We start from the raw sequence: 14,395 nt of genomic DNA on the forward strand, positions 1-14,395 counted from the left end.
GGGGAGCGTCAAGGGCTGGCGTCGAAGGCTGCTAACAGATGGAGCGGCAGGCGCCACGGCGCAATCAGGATTGCGTCAAAACGCAGCTCGAATTCGGCATATTGGGGGTGCGCGGCGAGCCAGGCCTCGGCAGCATTGATGATGCGCGCCTGCTGCTGCGGCGTGACGGCGAAGGCGGCTTCATCCAGCGTTGCGCGGGCCTTGACCTCGACAAAGGCAATCAGGTTGCGCCGCCTGGCGACCAGGTCGATCTCGCCATGCGGTGTGCGGAAGCGCTTGGCAAGGATGCGATAGCCCTTGGCCATCAGGTAAGCGGCGGCGCGACCTTCCGCGGATAGCCCCGTCCGGAAGGCGGCGACGCGCTCGGGCGAGGCTTCTTTCTTGGGCGCGGTGCGCTCAGTCTTCGCCATGGCCGCCCTTGAGCTGCTTGGCCAATTCCAGCGCACGGGCATAGACCTCGCGACGCGGCCGGCCTGACAGCTCGACCGCATGTGCCACCGCGTCTTTTACGCTGTGATCAGCAAGTTGGATGCGCAAGAGGTTGTCCAATGCGTCTGCGGTCAGCACCTGCGCGTCTGCCGCGGGCGGGCCGATAACCAGAACGAATTCGCCGCGCGTTTCGAGCTGATCCGCGCTGGCGGCGAGCTCGGTAACGGTCGCGCGAGAAACCTCCTCGTGCAGCTTGGTCAGCTCGCGGCAGATCGCGGCCTGTCGTGCGCCCATGGGACTGGCGAGATCGGGACCAGCCAGATCGCGCAGCGTGTCCCGCACCCGATTGCCGGATTCGAACACCACCAGCGTCGCCTCAATTCGGGCTAGCTCCGCGATCCGTGCGCGACGTGCGGTCTCTTTCGCGGGCAAAAAGCCTTCGAAAAAGAACCGGTCGGTCGGCAGGGCCGCGACCGAAAGCGCTGATAACACCGATGAGGGACCCGGCAGCACATGAACCGCGCGCCCGGCGGCTGAGGCTTCGCGCACCAACTTGTAGCCGGGGTCGGAGATCAGCGGCGTGCCCGCATCCGAGACCAGTGCGATCGACGCGCCCCGCGCCAGCCGCTCCAGGATTTTGGGCCGCGCGGCCGCGGCGTTGTGCTCATGATAGGGGGTGAGTTCCACGGCGATGCCGTAACGCTCGGCCAGCCGCCGCGTAATGCGGGTATCCTCGCAAGCGATCAGGTCGACGCCGGCTAGCGTCTCCAGCGCCCGCAGGGTGATGTCGCCGAGATTGCCGATGGGGGTCGCGACAAGATGAAGCCCGGCAGCCGCCTTCGGTGCGGCTAAAACATGGCCGCCGACCGTGAAGCCGCGGGAAGTGGGTTCCGTCCGGCCTTCGGTATTTATCGGGGCTGTTTTTACGCGCATAATGCCTAACTTAGAGCGCAGATAGCCCCGACGCCACCATTGCGGGGTCAACTCAGGGTGGTCGTGAAGGGTTGGAAAGCGGCAGGCAAGCCGCGGGAACGGGCCATCGGCGGGGCCATAATCCTTTTGTTTTGGTTAACTATTCGTCGACAATATGCCTAATCCACCCTCCATTCTTTCTCCGGGAGGGAGACCCGGCCCGCTGCGGGCGGGCAGGAAAGAGATGCAATGGTGGGGCCGCATAAACCCAAGTCTGAACCGACGGGTCCGCAACAACTGAAGGCGACCCGGCGGACTGCGATCGGTCTTTTGCTCGGCGCGCCCCTGCTCTCGGCCTGCGCGGGCGTTCAGCAAAGCCTCAGCCAGTTCTCCAGCCCGTTCTCGGGCTCGGGCACGCCGTCGGCGCCGGCCGGGCCCGCCGAGCAGCCGGTCGCAATTGGCAACGGCCAGGTCAAGGTCGGGCTGATCCTGCCCCTGTCCGCTTCGGGCAATGCCGGCGTTGCGGCGCAATCGATGAAGAACGCCGCCGAGATGGCGCTCGCCGAATTCCAGAACCCCAACATCCAGCTTCTGGTCAAGGATGACGGCGGCAATCCGCAGGGCGCCCAAGGGGGCGCGCAGCAGGCAGTCGACGAGGGCGCGGAGATCATCCTCGGACCGCTGTTTGCCCTGTCGGTCCCTGCGGTAGCGCAGGTCGCACGCACGCGCGGCATCTCGGTGATTGCATTCTCCACCGATTCATCCGTTGCAAACCGCGGCGTCTATCTCTTGAGCTTTCTCCCCGAATCCGACGTCAACCGCATCGTCGAATATTCGGTGAGCATCGGCAAGAAATCCTTTGCCGCGATGGTGCCGGACAACGCCTATGGCAATGTCGTGGAGGTCGCCTTCAAGAACGCAGCGAGTCGCCGCGGCGGCCGTGTCGTCGCGTTCGCGAAATATGGCGCCGATCGCGCCACGCCGGCGCGCAACGTGGCGCAGCAGCTTGGCCAGGCCGACGCGCTCCTGCTTGCCGATGATGGCGATTCCGTCGTGGCAACCGCCGACGCCCTGACGGCTGCCGGCGCCAACCTGCGCAACATCCAATTGCTCGGCACCGGGTTGTGGGACAATCCGCGCGTGTTCGGCAGCCCCAACCTGCAGGGCGGCCTTTATGCGGCGCCGGACCCCGCGGGCTTCCGCGCCTTCTCCGGCCGCTACCGCACGCGCTATGGCGGGGAGCCGGTGCGAACCGCGACGCTCGCCTATGACGCGGTTGCGCTGGTTGCAGCTCTTGCACGAACGCAAGGCGCGCAGCGCTTCTCGCCCGACGTGCTGACCAGCCCGTCCGGCTTTGCCGGTATCGACGGGCTGTTCCGCTTCCGCCAGGACGGCACCAATGAACGCGGCCTTGCGGTCATGCGCGTCGGCGGCAGCGCCGGCATTCCGGTTGCGGGCTCGCCGAAGAGCTTTGGCGCATAGCCGTTTTCGCGGGGACGACGAAGCCGATCACGCCGCGAGATCGGCAACGACCGCGTCGAGCACGGGGAATCCTGCCTGTGTGACACGCAAGCGTCCGTCGGCATCGACGGTGATCGCACCCTCCTCGCGCAACAGGGCGATGCGGCGCTCGTCAAGCGCGCGGCCCGATAGCGCCGCGTAACGCTTGGGATCGATGCCTTCGGCGAGCCGCAAGCCCATCAGCAGAAATTCATCGGCGCGCTCTTCGCGGTTGAGCACGTCGTCGGTGATGACGCCGTGGCCGTTGGCCTCGACCCGCATCAGCCAGGCTTCGGGGCGTTTTTCCGTCGCGGTCGCGTGCCGGCTTTCTTCGATATCGAGACGGCCATGTGCGCCCGGCCCGATGCCGGCATATTCCTCGCCGCGCCAGTAGACGAGATTGTGCCGGCACTCCGCGCCCTTGCGCGCATGATTGGAGATCTCGTAGGCCGGCAGGCCGTGCTTGGCGCAGATGTCCTGCGTGACGTCGTAGAGCGCGCGAGCGGTGATCTCGTCCGGCGTTTTCAGCTTGCCGGCCGCGTGCAGACCGAAGAACGGCGTACCTTGCTCGATCGTGAGTTGATAGAGCGACAGATGCTCGGCCGCCTCCTTGATCGCGAGTGCCAGTTCATCCGCCCAGTCCTTCGGTGTCTGATTGGGGCGCGCGTAGATCAGGTCGAAGGAGTAACGATCGAAGGATTTGCGCGCGATCGCGACCGCATCGAGCGCCTCGCGTACCGAATGCAGGCGTCCCAATTCCTTCAGAGATGAATCATCCAACGCCTGCACGCCGAGCGAAACCCGATTGACGCCGGCGGCGCGATAGCCGGCAAAGCGGGTGGCCTCGACGCTGGTCGGATTGGCTTCCAGCGTCACCTCCACATCGTCAGCGATTCGCCAATGCCTGCCGATCGAATCCAGAACTGCGCGGACGGTCTCGGGGCGCATCAAAGACGGCGTGCCGCCGCCGAGGAAGATCGACGAGACCTCGCGCGGCCCCGTTCGCTCGGCCGTGGTCTCGATCTCGCGCGCAAAGGCCTTGGCGAATCGATCCTCATCGATTGCAGCGTGGCGAACATGGCTGTTGAAGTCGCAATACGGGCATTTCGACAGGCAGAACGGCCAGTGCACATAGACGCCGAAGGCCTCTCGCTTAGCGCCGGTCAAGACAGATCTCCGCCAGTTTGACGAAGGCGCGGGCGCGGTGCGAGAGACCGAGACCCAGCGGCGGCATGCCGTGCTTCTCGATGCTCGTCATCTCGCCAAAGGTGCGCGCGTGCCCGTCGGGCTGGAACATCGGATCGTAGCCGAAGCCGGCCGCGCCGCGCGGCGGCCAGACCAGCGTGCCATCGGCGCGCGCCTCGACTTCTTCCAGATGATCGTCGGGCCAGGCGACGCAGAGCGCGGACACGAAATGCGCCGCCCGCTTGTCCGGCGCGGTCGCCCCCCGCTCCTGCAATAGCCGCTCGACCCGCGCCATCGCTGCGTTGAAATCCTTGTTCGGCCCGGCCCAGCGCGCCGAATAAATCCCTGGTGCCCCATCGAGCGCATCGACTACAAGGCCGGAATCATCGGCAAACGCCGGCAGCTTCGCGGCCTTTGCGGCGGCGACGGCCTTGATCCGCGCGTTCGCGACAAATGTTGTGCCGACCTCGTCAGGTTCATCGAGTCCAAGTTCGCCGGCAGAGACCGCCTCGATGCCATGGGGCGCGAGCAGCTCGCGCATCTCGGCAAGCTTGCCGGAATTGTGTGTCGCAATGACGAGCCTGCCTTTGATCCGGCGATGCATGGTTTAGCTGACCGCAAGCTTTTGCAGATCGACCAGACGCGACACGCCCTTCTTCGCCAGCGCCATCAACGCCAGGAACTCGTCCTGGGTGAATGGCGTCTTCTCGGCCGTGCCCTGCACCTCGACGATGCGGCCATCCCCGGTCATGACGAAATTGGCATCGGTCTCGGCTTCCGAGTCCTCGGCATAGTCGAGGTCGAGGACCGCCATGCCCTGATAGATGCCGCAGGAGACGGCAGCGACATTGTCGCGCAGCACATTGGTCTTGATCATGTTGCGCGTCTTCATCCAGTTGAGGCAGTCGGCGAGCGCGACCCAGGCGCCGGTGATCGAGGCGGTGCGCGTGCCGCCATCGGCCTGCAGAACGTCGCAGTCGACCGTGATCTGGCGCTCGCCGAGCGCTTCGAGATCGATGGTGGCGCGGAGCGAACGGCCGATCAGGCGCTGGATCTCGACGGTGCGGCCGCCCTGCTTGCCGGCGGAGGCCTCGCGGCGGGTGCGTTCCAGCGTGGCGCGCGGCAGCATGCCGTATTCGGCCGTGACCCAGCCGCGCCCCTGCCCCTTCAGCCAGGGCGGCAACCGCTCCTCCAGCGTGGCCGTCACCAGCACATGGGTATCGCCGAATTTCACCAGGCAGGAGCCCTCGGCATATTTGACCACCCCGCGCTCCAGCGACACGGCGCGCAGCTCATCGGGGGCACGGCGGCTTGGCCGCATGGAAAATCCTCCAGCAAATCCGGCAAATCTCTCGTTCGCGGGAGCTTGTAGGAGCGCAAATCGGGCGCGGCAAGGCCCTTAACCCTGCTTTTGGGTCCGGCAAACGGAGCTTGTCACGGGCTTTTCGGATAGACAAATTAGTGGTGCGCAAAGGAGCATCCCTTGGCCCACCACGATCCGATCAGCCTGATCACGCCGTCCGCCGGGCTTGCCCAGCTCAACGAGCGGTCGCGCGATATTTTCCGGCAAATCGTCGAAAGCTATCTCGCAACCGGCGAGCCGGTCGGGTCACGAAATATTTCACGGCTGATCGCGGTTCCGCTGTCCCCGGCGTCGGTGCGCAATGTGATGGCCGATCTGGAGCAGCTTGGCCTGATCTATGCGCCACACACCTCGGCCGGCCGGCTGCCGACAGAGCTCGGCTTGCGCTTTTTTGTCGACGCCTTGATGCGGATCGGCGACCTCACCGAGGCGGAGCGGCAGTCGATTCAGAGCCAGCTCGCCGCCGTCGGCCGGGCGCAAACGGTCGAAGCGGCGCTGGACGAAGCCTTGACCCGGCTCTCGGGCCTGACCCGCGCGGCCGCAGTGGTCTTGACCCCCAAATCCAATTCTCGGCTGAAGCACATCGAGTTCGTGCGGCTGGAGCCGGAGAGGGCGCTGGTGGTGCTGGTCGGCGAGGATGGCCAGGTCGAGAATCGCGTGCTGACGTTGCCGCTCGGCGTACCCTCCTCCGCGCTGACCGAAGCCGGCAATTTCCTCAATGCGCGAATCCGCGGCCGGACGCTGGCGGAAGTGCGGCTCGAGCTCGAGACGGCGCTCGCGCAGGATCGCGCCGAGATCGACCAGCTTACCCAGAAAATCATCGCGGCCGGTATTGCGAGCTGGTCCGGCGGTGAGAAGGAGGCCCGCCAGCTCATCGTGCGCGGTCACGCCAATCTGCTCGAGGACCTGCACGCGCTCGAGGATCTCGAGCGGGTGAAATCGCTATTCGATGATCTCGAGACCAAGCGCGGCGTCATCGACCTGCTCGGCCGCGCCGAGCGCGCTGAAGGCGTGCGCATTTTCATTGGTTCCGAGAACAAACTCTTCTCGCTGTCCGGCTCCTCCACCATTGTGGCGCCCTATAGCGATGCCGCGGGGCGGATCGTCGGCGTCCTCGGCGTGATCGGGCCGACCCGGCTCAATTATGCACGGGTGATTCCAACCGTGGACTATGCCGCGCGTATCATCAGCCGGCTTCTGGGCGGCTGATCGCGACCAATCTAAGCGGATTCCCGGCGATCACGAGCGCTTGATTTTCGCCGGCCAAAGCACGATATGGCGGCCAACATCTCCTGTCATTCGTTCCAGCGCGAGTTTTCGAGAAGGCAAGCCATGACTGATCCCGACCTGCAGAAGAAAGATCCGGCGGACCCGGCGCAGGCCAGCGAGCCCGTGGTTTCAAAACCCTACATCATGCCCGACGATCCCGAGCCCGGATCGGTTGAGATGCTGGCGAAGGAAGTCGCCGACGCGCGTGACAAGATGTTGCGTACGCTGGCCGACATGGAGAACCTGCGCCAGCGCACCCGCCGCGAGGTCGCCGATGCCAAGACCTACGGCATCACCGGCTTTGCGCGCGACGTGCTCGAGATTGCAGACAATCTGCAGCGCGCGCTCGATGCAGTCCCCTCCGAGGCCCGCGCAGCGGCCGACCCCGGGCTGAAGGCGCTGATCGAGGGCGTCGAGCTCACGGAGCGCTCGTTGCTCAACGCGCTGGAAAAGAACGGCGTGAAGAAGTTCGATCCGTCCGGTGAGAAGTTCGATCCGAACTTTCAGCAGGCGATGTACGAGGTCCCCGATCCGTCGGTGCCGTCGGGCACCGTGGTCCAGGTCGTACAGGCCGGTTACATGATCGGCGAGCGCGTGCTGCGTCCGGCACTGGTTGGTGTCTCGAAAGGCGGCGCCAAGGCGGCGCCCGCGGCCGCCAACGGCAACGAGCCCAACAACGCGGCTTGACTGGCGCTGTTGCCGGCGCACGGCCTCGTCCGCCTGCGCGAACTTGGAAATCAGCCGCGCGGCTGGATTCCGTCGCGCACCGCGCGGAAGCGCGGGAAGGCCTCCGACCATTTGTCGCGCGGGGAGCTACCGATGATGCGCAGCATGTTCGGCCCGCCGAAGATCAGCCATTGCACCACCGTCACTGCCGTATTGTCCTTGCCACTCGTGGCATCGAGCCGGGTTTCGTAAGCCTGCTGGCCGTCGACCCGGATCGGTTCCGACATGGTCATCTTCCAGTCGCGTACCCCCGGGATATCGGTTGCCGATTCCTGCGCGAACCTCGCCCGGTCGCCCGGCTCCGGCGGTGTGGCGCCGACGATGCCGATCACCATGAACGGAGCCGGCTCGAAACCGGTGGTCTCGTCGCCGTCCGCGAGCACCAGGGCAGCGCCGGGCGCCAGCGTGCGGACATTCTTGAAATTGGCGAACTCGGTCAGCTTGAACGGCATCATCGAGAGCTGTTCCTGGACCGGCACCTCCTTGCGAACGGCGGCGGAGGCAAACATCTGGCGAACCGCGTCGTCGGAATAGATCTTGGCGGCGTTCTCGGGAATCTGCACGGCGACATAGCCGGAGAAAGTGCCGCCCGACAGCATCATCGAATAGCGCTTCACGGTGGTCGCACCGTCCTTGGCGGTTTCGACGGTGTAGTAGGCAGGGCCGGCCGCCGTATCGATCGTTTGCGGCCTGATGCCGGTCGGGCCCACCGCGTCGGGCTTGGAGAAGGCGGTCTTGACCTCGTTGAAGGCGTCGGCCGGAAGCTCCGTGACCAGAACCTTGACGGAATGATCGTCCGATTCGAACCCGGAGAAGGTCTTGGCGCGGGAGAGGCCGACCAGAGGCGTCAATCCCACCCGGACCCCCGTCGGATAGGTGACGTCAGCGGCAAACGCTGGCTGTGTCGCCAAAAGAAGCAACGCAGCCACGGTCAGGTGTCGAAGACGCTTCATGAAGGGCCTTTTTGGTTTGGCAATGAGGCGATCAGATGATCGGCCGGCGCGGTCTCGCCAGTGTCAAGGACCGTCGGAGTCGGGAGGCTTTTAGCGGTTTTGACCGCGGGGCAACAGGGCAGAGCGCCGCACCCGAGGTCCGGGTCGGCGCCTTGCCCGTAGATTAACGGTCGCATTGACGGGGCGGAGTCGAGACCGACAGAACGGATATTATCTTTCAACGGCGCGGGTTTTCGGGCCTTAACGTTGCGGTCCGGTCCTTGCGGGCCGGGGTCACCCTCCTATATGAGGCTCACCGTCGCAATATCGCGAGTATTTGATCTGAAGGGGGTACGGACCGGGCGCCGTCAGGGTCCAGCCGACCTGCCGCAAACGGAAGGATATAGAGACCATGGGAAAGGTCATTGGGATCGATCTCGGCACCACGAATTCGTGCGTCGCCGTAATGGATGGCAAGAACGCCAAAGTCATCGAGAACTCCGAGGGCATGCGGACGACGCCGTCGATTGTCGCCTTCAGCGATGATGGCGAACGCCTGGTCGGCCAGCCTGCGAAGCGTCAGGCGGTGACCAATCCCGAGCGTACCTTCTTTGCGGTGAAGCGCCTGATCGGCCGCCGCTATGACGACCCGATGGTCGAGAAGGACAAGAAGCTCGTCCCCTACAAGATCGTGAAGGCCTCCAACGGCGACGCCTGGGTCGAGGCCGACGGCAAAACCTATTCGCCCTCGCAGGTCTCCGCCTTCATCCTGCAGAAGATGAAGGAGACCGCGGAAGCGCATCTCGGCCAGAAGGTCGACCAGGCCGTCATCACCGTCCCCGCCTACTTCAACGACGCCCAGCGCCAGGCCACCAAGGACGCCGGCAAGATCGCCGGCCTCGAGGTACTGCGCATCATCAACGAGCCGACGGCGGCCGCGCTTGCCTATGGCCTCGACAAGTCGAAATCCGGCACTATCGCCGTGTACGACCTCGGCGGCGGCACGTTCGATATTTCGATTCTCGAGATCGGCGATGGCGTGTTCGAGGTGAAGTCGACCAATGGCGACACGTTCCTGGGCGGCGAAGACTTCGACATGCGCCTGGTCGGCTATCTTGCCGATGAGTTCCAGAAGGAACAGGGTATCAACCTGCGCAACGACAAGCTCGCCTTGCAGCGCCTGAAGGAGGCCGCTGAAAAAGCCAAGATCGAGCTGTCCTCGACCACGCAGACCGAAATCAACCTGCCGTTCATCACCGCGGACCAGAACGGTCCCAAGCACCTGACCATGAAGCTCACCCGTGCCAAGTTCGAGGCGCTGGTCGACGACCTCATCCAGAAAACGATCGAGCCTTGCCGCAAGGCGCTGAAGGACGCCGGCGTCACCGCCGGCGAGATCGGCGAGGTGGTGCTGGTCGGCGGCATGACCCGCATGCCCAAGGTGCAGGAAGTGGTGAAGCAGTTGTTCGGCAAGGAGCCGCACAAGGGCGTCAACCCCGACGAAGTCGTCGCGATCGGCGCTGCGATCCAGGCTGGCGTGCTGCAGGGCGACGTCAAGGACGTGCTGCTGCTCGACGTGACCCCGCTGTCCCTCGGCATCGAGACGCTGGGCGGCGTGTTCACCCGCATCATCGACCGCAACACCACGATCCCGACCAAGAAGAGCCAGGTATTCTCGACCGCCGAGGATAACCAGAACGCGGTGACGATCCGCGTCTTCCAGGGCGAGCGCGAGATGGCCGCCGACAACAAGATGCTTGGCCAGTTCGACCTGATGGGCATCCCGCCGGCCCCGCGCGGCATGCCGCAGATCGAAGTGACCTTCGACATCGACGCCAACGGCATCGTCAACGTCTCGGCCAAGGACAAGGCGACCGGCAAGGAGCAGCAGATCCGCATCCAGGCCTCCGGCGGCCTGTCGGAAGCCGACATCGATAAGATGGTCAAGGACGCCGAAGCCAACGCCGCGGCCGACAAGAAGCGCCGCGAGGCGGTCGACGCCAAGAACCACGCCGACGCGCTGGTGCATTCCACCGAGAAGGCACTCGCCGAGCACGGCTCGAAGATCGGCGACGGCGAGCGCCGTTCGATCGAGGATGCCGTCAGCGACCTGAAGGAAGCGCTGAAGGGCGACGATGCCGAGGCGATCAAGGCCAAGACCAACACGCTGGCGCAGGCCTCGATGAAGCTGGGTGAGGCCATGTACAAGCAGCAGGCCGAGAGCGACGCGGCCAAGGATGCTGCGAAGGACGACGTCGTCGACGCGGAGTTCACCGAAGTCGACGACGACAAGAACAAGAAGTCTGCTTAAAGAGCGGACATAGCCATGACCCTCATTCCAAAGAGCGCCGGCAGCGTCTCGATGGGTGGGGGTCATTTTTCATTAAGCCGCAGGCTGCATCTTTCTGACATCCTTGCGGGATGAAGACGAAGTTCGGGCGGGTCTGACTGATGTCCACCAAGCGCTGCTATTACGAAACCCTGGAAGTCGAACGCAACGCTGACGAGACCAAGCTCAAGGCGGCTTTCCGCAAGCTCGCGATGAAGTGGCATCCGGACCGCAATCCGGGCGACAAGACCAGCGAGATCAAGTTCAAGGAAATCAACGAAGCCTACGAGATCCTGAAGGACAACGACAAGCGTGCCGCCTATGACCGGTTCGGGCACGCTGCGTTCGAGCATGGCGGCCCGGGCGGCGGTCATCCCGGCTTCGGCGCCGGCTTCGCGTCTTCTTTCTCCGATATTTTCGAAGACCTGTTCGGCATGGCGGGTGGCCGCGGTCGTGGCGGCCGCGAGCGCGGCGCCGACCTCCGCTACAACATGGAAATCACCCTGGAGGAGGCTTTCCAGGGCAAGACCGCGCAGATCGAGATTCCGGTCTCAGTCACCTGCGACTCCTGCTCCGGCACCGGCGCCAAGGCCGGCACCAAGCCGAAGACCTGCTCGATGTGCGGTGGGCAAGGGCGGATGCGGCAGGCCCAGGGCTTCTTCACGCTGGAGCGGACCTGCCCTGGCTGTCAGGGCCGTGGTCAGATGATCGAGGACGCTTGCCCGTCGTGCTTGGGCTCCGGCCGGGTGCAGCGCGATCGCACGCTGTCGGTCAACATTCCGCAGGGTGTTGAGGACGGCACGCGGATCAGGCTCGCCGGTGAAGGCGAGGCCGGCGTCCGCGGCGGGCCTCCCGGCGACCTCTACATCTTCCTGTCGCTGACGGCGCACCAGTTCTTCCAGCGCGACGGCGCCGATCTGCATTGCCGCGTGCCGATCTCGATGGTGACGGCAGCGCTCGGCGGCGAATTCGAGGTGCCGACCATCGACAAGGGCAAGACCAAGGTGAAAGTGCCCGCCGGAACCCAGTCCGGCCGCCGCTTCCGGATCGCGTCAAAGGGCATGCCGGTGCTCCGCTCGCGCCAGACCGGCGACATGTACGTCCAGGTGGTCGTGGAAACGCCGCAGAATCTCACCAAGAAGCAGCAGGAATTGCTGGCTGAGTTCGAAAAGCTCTCCTCCGGCGTGACCCAGCCGGAGGCCGCGGGCTTCTTCACCAAGGTCAAGGACTTCTTCGGCAACCGCGCCACCGGCTAGCCGCGCCGCGGGCCTGCGCGAAAAAATTGAGAAATCACCGAGCCTTATCGCTATTCGCGAATGCCCTGGCTGCGTGGCCGCGGCCGCGTTTGGCTTGACCGCCCTGCTTTGGACCTATACGTCTTGATGACTGTTTTCTGACATCCACCGCGAAATCCCGCGGTGTCCCGTCTGGTACTGACAATGCCTTTGCAATCGTCCGTGCGCGCGTTGAAGAAGCCTCGTCTTGACGACGAGGTTCGTTTTCTGCGGTCATGGATCGAAAAGCCGTTGCATGTGGGCGCCGTCATGCCGTCAGGACGGCTGCTCGCGCGCACGATGGCGCAATATGTCGATAAGGATGCCGAGGGCCCCGTCGTCGAATTGGGACCGGGTACCGGTGCCATCACCACCGCACTGATTGCTCGCGGCGTCGACCCCAGGCGGCTGGTATTGGTCGAATACAATCCCGGCTTTTGTGCGCTGCTGCGCGACCGCTATCCGCAGGCGAAGGTGGTGCAGGGCGACGCCTATACCTTGCGCGATACGCTCTGGAATGTCCTGAGCGCGCCGGCGTCGGCGATGGTGTCCGGCTTGCCGCTGGTCACCAAGCCGATGCTGACGCGCCTGAAGCTGATCCGCGACGCCTTCGCGGCGCTCGCGCCCGGCGCACCCTTCGTGCAGTTCACCTATTCGGTCGCGCCGCCGATTCCGAAATCGCTGCCCGGCGTGTCCACAGAGGCGTCCGAGCGAATCTGGATGAATCTTCCGCCTGCTCGCGTCTGGGTGTATCGCAAGGATTGATGCCGCCCGGCGCGCATTCGCTGGGCGATGAAAGCCCCGAATGCATTTTCAATGTCCGCGCTGAAAATCCTGGTCGTCCCCGGTTCGCTGCGCACCGGTTCGCATAATGCGAAGCTGGCGATGGCAGCGGCCCATGAGTTTGCGCAAGCCGGCGCGGACGTGACGCGGATATCGCTCGCCGACTATCCATTGCCAATCTATGACGGCGACCTGCAGGCGAAATCCGGGGTGCCGAAGAACGCGGTCAATCTAAAGCGCATGATGGGCTCGCATCATGGCGTGGTGATCGTGACGCCCGAGTACAACTCCTCGGTGCCGCCACTCGTCAAGAATACCATCGACTGGATCACCCGCGTGCAGGATCCGCACGAGGCCCGCGGCCAGGTATTTCGGGAAAAGCCCTTCGCGATTGCGGCGGCGTCCGAAGGACGGCTCGGCGGAACGCGCGCGCTTGCCGCGCTGCGGCTGATTCTCTCGGCCTGCCACGCCACGGTGGTGCCCAATCAGCTTGCGTTGTCGTTCGCCGATCAGGCCTATGACGATATGGACAGATTGAAGAAAGAGGCCGATATCGAGGCGCTGAAGGCGCTGGTGCGGCAATTGATCGAAGTCTCCCAGCACATGATGTGAGGTGACTATGCAGCCAGCCAACATCCCCGTGAAAGATCGGCTGATCGTCGGGCTTGATCTGCCCGACGTCGAACGGGCGGAAGCCATGGTTGCCAAGCTTGGCGACAGCGTGAACTTTTACAAGATCGGCTATCAACTCGCTTATGCCGGCGGGCTGCCGCTGGTGCGCAAGCTTGCCGACCAGGGCAAGAAGGTCTTCGTCGATCTGAAGCTGCACGACATCGGCAACACGGTCGCGCGCGGCGTCGAGAGCATCGCCAGAACGGGTGCGACCTTCCTGACCGTGCATGCCTATCCGCAGACCATGAAGGCTGCAGTCGAGGCGCGCGCTGGGACGGATTTGAAGATCCTCGCAGTCACAGTGCTCACGTCCTACGACGATAGCGACCTGCATGCCGCCGGCTACCGGCTCGGCGTGTCCGATCTGGTGGAGGCGCGCGCCCAGCAGGCGCAGGTGCTCGGGGTCGATGGCCTCGTCTGCTCGCCCGAGGAGGCTGCCTCCTTGCGCAAGATCATCGGTCACCAGATGCGGCTGGTCACGCCTGGCATCCGTCCGGCGGGCACGGCGACCGGCGACCAGAAACGCATCATGACGCCGGCGCGCGCGATCGCCGCCGGCAGCGACTATCTGGTGGTGGCGCGGCCTGTGATTGAGGCTGCCGATCCCAAGGCCGTCGCCGAAGCCATTCTGGCTGAGATTACCCCGCCTCTGGCGGCCTGAAGGGAAGGAACATCAACAATGGCAAAAGGCTACTGGATCGGTCGCGTCGACGTCCACAATGAGGAAGGTTACAAAGCTTATGCCGCGGCCAATCCCGCGATCTTCAAGAAATTTGGCGCTCGCTATGTCGTCCGCGGCGGCGCGTTCGAAGGCGTCGAGGGCCAGAGCCGTTCGCGCAATGTGGTGATCGAATTTCCGGACTACGCGGCCGCGATGGCCTGCTATCGCTCGCCGGAATACCAGGAGAACATCAAACGGCGGCAGCCGCATTCGATCGCCGACCTCATCATCATCGAAGGCTTCGACGGGCCGCAGCCCTGACCTTCACCATTCCTCGTCATGCCAGGGCATGACGAGGTG

Annotated in this window: 15 protein-coding genes; 9 read left to right on the plus strand and 6 right to left on the minus strand. The window is 64.5% G+C overall.

The window, feature by feature from the left end; genetic code table 11:
- Positions 1 to 8: 8 nt before the first annotated feature.
- Together VKR55_RS20515 and rsmI are read right to left on the minus strand one after the other, a co-directional pair.
- Positions 9 to 410, minus strand: a complete 402-nt coding sequence (locus tag VKR55_RS20515) for a YraN family protein (protein WP_324406154.1) — start codon at positions 408 to 410, stop codon at positions 9 to 11.
- Positions 397 to 1,362 (minus strand): 16S rRNA (cytidine(1402)-2'-O)-methyltransferase, encoded by a 966-nt coding sequence (gene rsmI / locus VKR55_RS20520; RefSeq protein ID WP_324406267.1) that lies wholly within the window; start codon positions 1,360 to 1,362, stop codon positions 397 to 399. The genes VKR55_RS20515 and rsmI overlap by 14 nt, the downstream gene beginning before the upstream one ends.
- A gap of 228 nt (positions 1,363 to 1,590) precedes the next feature.
- Here rsmI and VKR55_RS20525 point away from each other — a divergent pair, with 228 nt between their 5' ends.
- Positions 1,591 to 2,823, plus strand: coding sequence for a penicillin-binding protein activator (locus tag VKR55_RS20525; RefSeq protein ID WP_324406155.1), 1,233 nt, complete (start codon positions 1,591 to 1,593; stop codon positions 2,821 to 2,823).
- Positions 2,824 to 2,850: 27 nt separating this feature from the next.
- Here VKR55_RS20525 and hemW read toward each other — a convergent pair whose 3' ends face one another.
- The 3 genes from hemW to rph are packed head-to-tail and all read right to left on the minus strand — an operon-like array spanning position 2,851 to position 5,347.
- Positions 2,851 to 4,008 carry a radical SAM family heme chaperone HemW gene (gene hemW, locus VKR55_RS20530; RefSeq protein ID WP_324406157.1) on the minus strand — a complete coding sequence of 386 codons (1,158 nt, stop codon included), beginning with the start codon at positions 4,006 to 4,008 and terminating at the stop codon, positions 2,851 to 2,853.
- The gene (rdgB, locus tag VKR55_RS20535; protein ID WP_324406159.1) at positions 3,995 to 4,630 is read right to left on the minus strand and encodes an RdgB/HAM1 family non-canonical purine NTP pyrophosphatase; all 636 of its coding nucleotides are present in this window, start codon (positions 4,628 to 4,630) and stop codon (positions 3,995 to 3,997) included. Before rdgB ends, hemW begins: the two co-directional genes overlap by 14 nt.
- A gap of 3 nt (positions 4,631 to 4,633) precedes the next feature.
- Positions 4,634 to 5,347, minus strand: a complete 714-nt coding sequence (gene rph, locus VKR55_RS20540) for a ribonuclease PH (RefSeq protein ID WP_324406161.1) — start codon at positions 5,345 to 5,347, stop codon at positions 4,634 to 4,636.
- A gap of 162 nt (positions 5,348 to 5,509) precedes the next feature.
- On the opposite strand from rph, the gene hrcA reads away from it, so the two are divergent.
- Both hrcA and grpE read left to right on the plus strand, forming a co-directional pair.
- A complete protein-coding gene (hrcA, locus tag VKR55_RS20545; protein WP_324406162.1) occupies positions 5,510 to 6,598 on the plus strand; it encodes a heat-inducible transcriptional repressor HrcA in 1,089 nt (362 codons plus the stop codon).
- 123 nt (positions 6,599 to 6,721) lie between these two features.
- A complete protein-coding gene (gene grpE / locus VKR55_RS20550; RefSeq protein WP_324406164.1) occupies positions 6,722 to 7,345 on the plus strand; it encodes a nucleotide exchange factor GrpE in 624 nt (207 codons plus the stop codon).
- 50 nt (positions 7,346 to 7,395) lie between these two features.
- Here grpE and VKR55_RS20555 read toward each other — a convergent pair whose 3' ends face one another.
- Entirely contained in the window at positions 7,396 to 8,337 is a 942-nt protein-coding gene (locus VKR55_RS20555) for a hypothetical protein (protein ID WP_324406166.1), read from the minus strand.
- Positions 8,338 to 8,728: 391 nt separating this feature from the next.
- Here VKR55_RS20555 and dnaK point away from each other — a divergent pair, with 391 nt between their 5' ends.
- The 6 genes from dnaK to VKR55_RS20585 all read left to right on the plus strand — a co-directional run bounded on the left by dnaK (position 8,729) and on the right by VKR55_RS20585 (position 14,356).
- A complete protein-coding gene (gene dnaK / locus VKR55_RS20560) occupies positions 8,729 to 10,627 on the plus strand; it encodes a molecular chaperone DnaK (protein WP_324406168.1) in 1,899 nt (632 codons plus the stop codon).
- Positions 10,628 to 10,767: 140 nt separating this feature from the next.
- A complete protein-coding gene (dnaJ, locus tag VKR55_RS20565) occupies positions 10,768 to 11,901 on the plus strand; it encodes a molecular chaperone DnaJ (RefSeq protein WP_324406169.1) in 1,134 nt (377 codons plus the stop codon).
- Between the two features lie 183 nt (positions 11,902 to 12,084).
- Positions 12,085 to 12,684: a class I SAM-dependent methyltransferase gene (locus VKR55_RS20570; RefSeq protein ID WP_324406171.1), complete on the plus strand. Its 600-nt coding sequence runs from the start codon at positions 12,085 to 12,087 to the stop codon at positions 12,682 to 12,684.
- A 51-nt stretch (positions 12,685 to 12,735) separates the two neighbouring features.
- Positions 12,736 to 13,314 (plus strand): NADPH-dependent FMN reductase, encoded by a 579-nt coding sequence (locus VKR55_RS20575; protein ID WP_324406172.1) that lies wholly within the window; start codon positions 12,736 to 12,738, stop codon positions 13,312 to 13,314.
- A gap of 7 nt (positions 13,315 to 13,321) precedes the next feature.
- Entirely contained in the window at positions 13,322 to 14,035 is a 714-nt protein-coding gene (gene pyrF, locus VKR55_RS20580) for an orotidine-5'-phosphate decarboxylase (protein ID WP_324406174.1), read from the plus strand.
- Between the two features lie 18 nt (positions 14,036 to 14,053).
- The gene (locus tag VKR55_RS20585; protein ID WP_324406175.1) at positions 14,054 to 14,356 is read left to right on the plus strand and encodes a DUF1330 domain-containing protein; all 303 of its coding nucleotides are present in this window, start codon (positions 14,054 to 14,056) and stop codon (positions 14,354 to 14,356) included.
- The last annotated feature ends 39 nt before the right edge of the window (positions 14,357 to 14,395 follow it).

The sequence above is a fragment of the Bradyrhizobium sp. genome, from assembly GCF_035309285.1.
In the GTDB taxonomy this organism is placed as follows: Bacteria; Pseudomonadota; Alphaproteobacteria; order Rhizobiales; family Xanthobacteraceae; genus Bradyrhizobium.

Excerpts from the sequence above, each read along its gene's own strand:
- VKR55_RS20575 (WP_324406172.1), top strand. The coding sequence starts at position 12,736 with ATGTCCGCGCTGAAAATCCTGGTCGTCCCCGGTTCGCTGCGCACCGGT.
- VKR55_RS20555 (WP_324406166.1), bottom strand. The coding sequence starts at position 8,337 with ATGAAGCGTCTTCGACACCTGACCGTGGCTGCGTTGCTTCTTTTGGCG.
- VKR55_RS20515 (WP_324406154.1), bottom strand. The coding sequence starts at position 410 with ATGGCGAAGACTGAGCGCACCGCGCCCAAGAAAGAAGCCTCGCCCGAG.
- rsmI (WP_324406267.1), bottom strand. The coding sequence starts at position 1,362 with ATGCGCGTAAAAACAGCCCCGATAAATACCGAAGGCCGGACGGAACCC.
- dnaK (WP_324406168.1), top strand. The coding sequence starts at position 8,729 with ATGGGAAAGGTCATTGGGATCGATCTCGGCACCACGAATTCGTGCGTC.
- rdgB (WP_324406159.1), bottom strand. The coding sequence starts at position 4,630 with ATGCATCGCCGGATCAAAGGCAGGCTCGTCATTGCGACACACAATTCC.
- dnaJ (WP_324406169.1), top strand. The coding sequence starts at position 10,768 with ATGTCCACCAAGCGCTGCTATTACGAAACCCTGGAAGTCGAACGCAAC.
- pyrF (WP_324406174.1), top strand. The coding sequence starts at position 13,322 with ATGCAGCCAGCCAACATCCCCGTGAAAGATCGGCTGATCGTCGGGCTT.
- VKR55_RS20525 (WP_324406155.1), top strand. The coding sequence starts at position 1,591 with ATGGTGGGGCCGCATAAACCCAAGTCTGAACCGACGGGTCCGCAACAA.
- grpE (WP_324406164.1), top strand. The coding sequence starts at position 6,722 with ATGACTGATCCCGACCTGCAGAAGAAAGATCCGGCGGACCCGGCGCAG.
- VKR55_RS20570 (WP_324406171.1), top strand. The coding sequence starts at position 12,085 with ATGCCTTTGCAATCGTCCGTGCGCGCGTTGAAGAAGCCTCGTCTTGAC.
- VKR55_RS20585 (WP_324406175.1), top strand. The coding sequence starts at position 14,054 with ATGGCAAAAGGCTACTGGATCGGTCGCGTCGACGTCCACAATGAGGAA.
- rph (WP_324406161.1), bottom strand. The coding sequence starts at position 5,347 with ATGCGGCCAAGCCGCCGTGCCCCCGATGAGCTGCGCGCCGTGTCGCTG.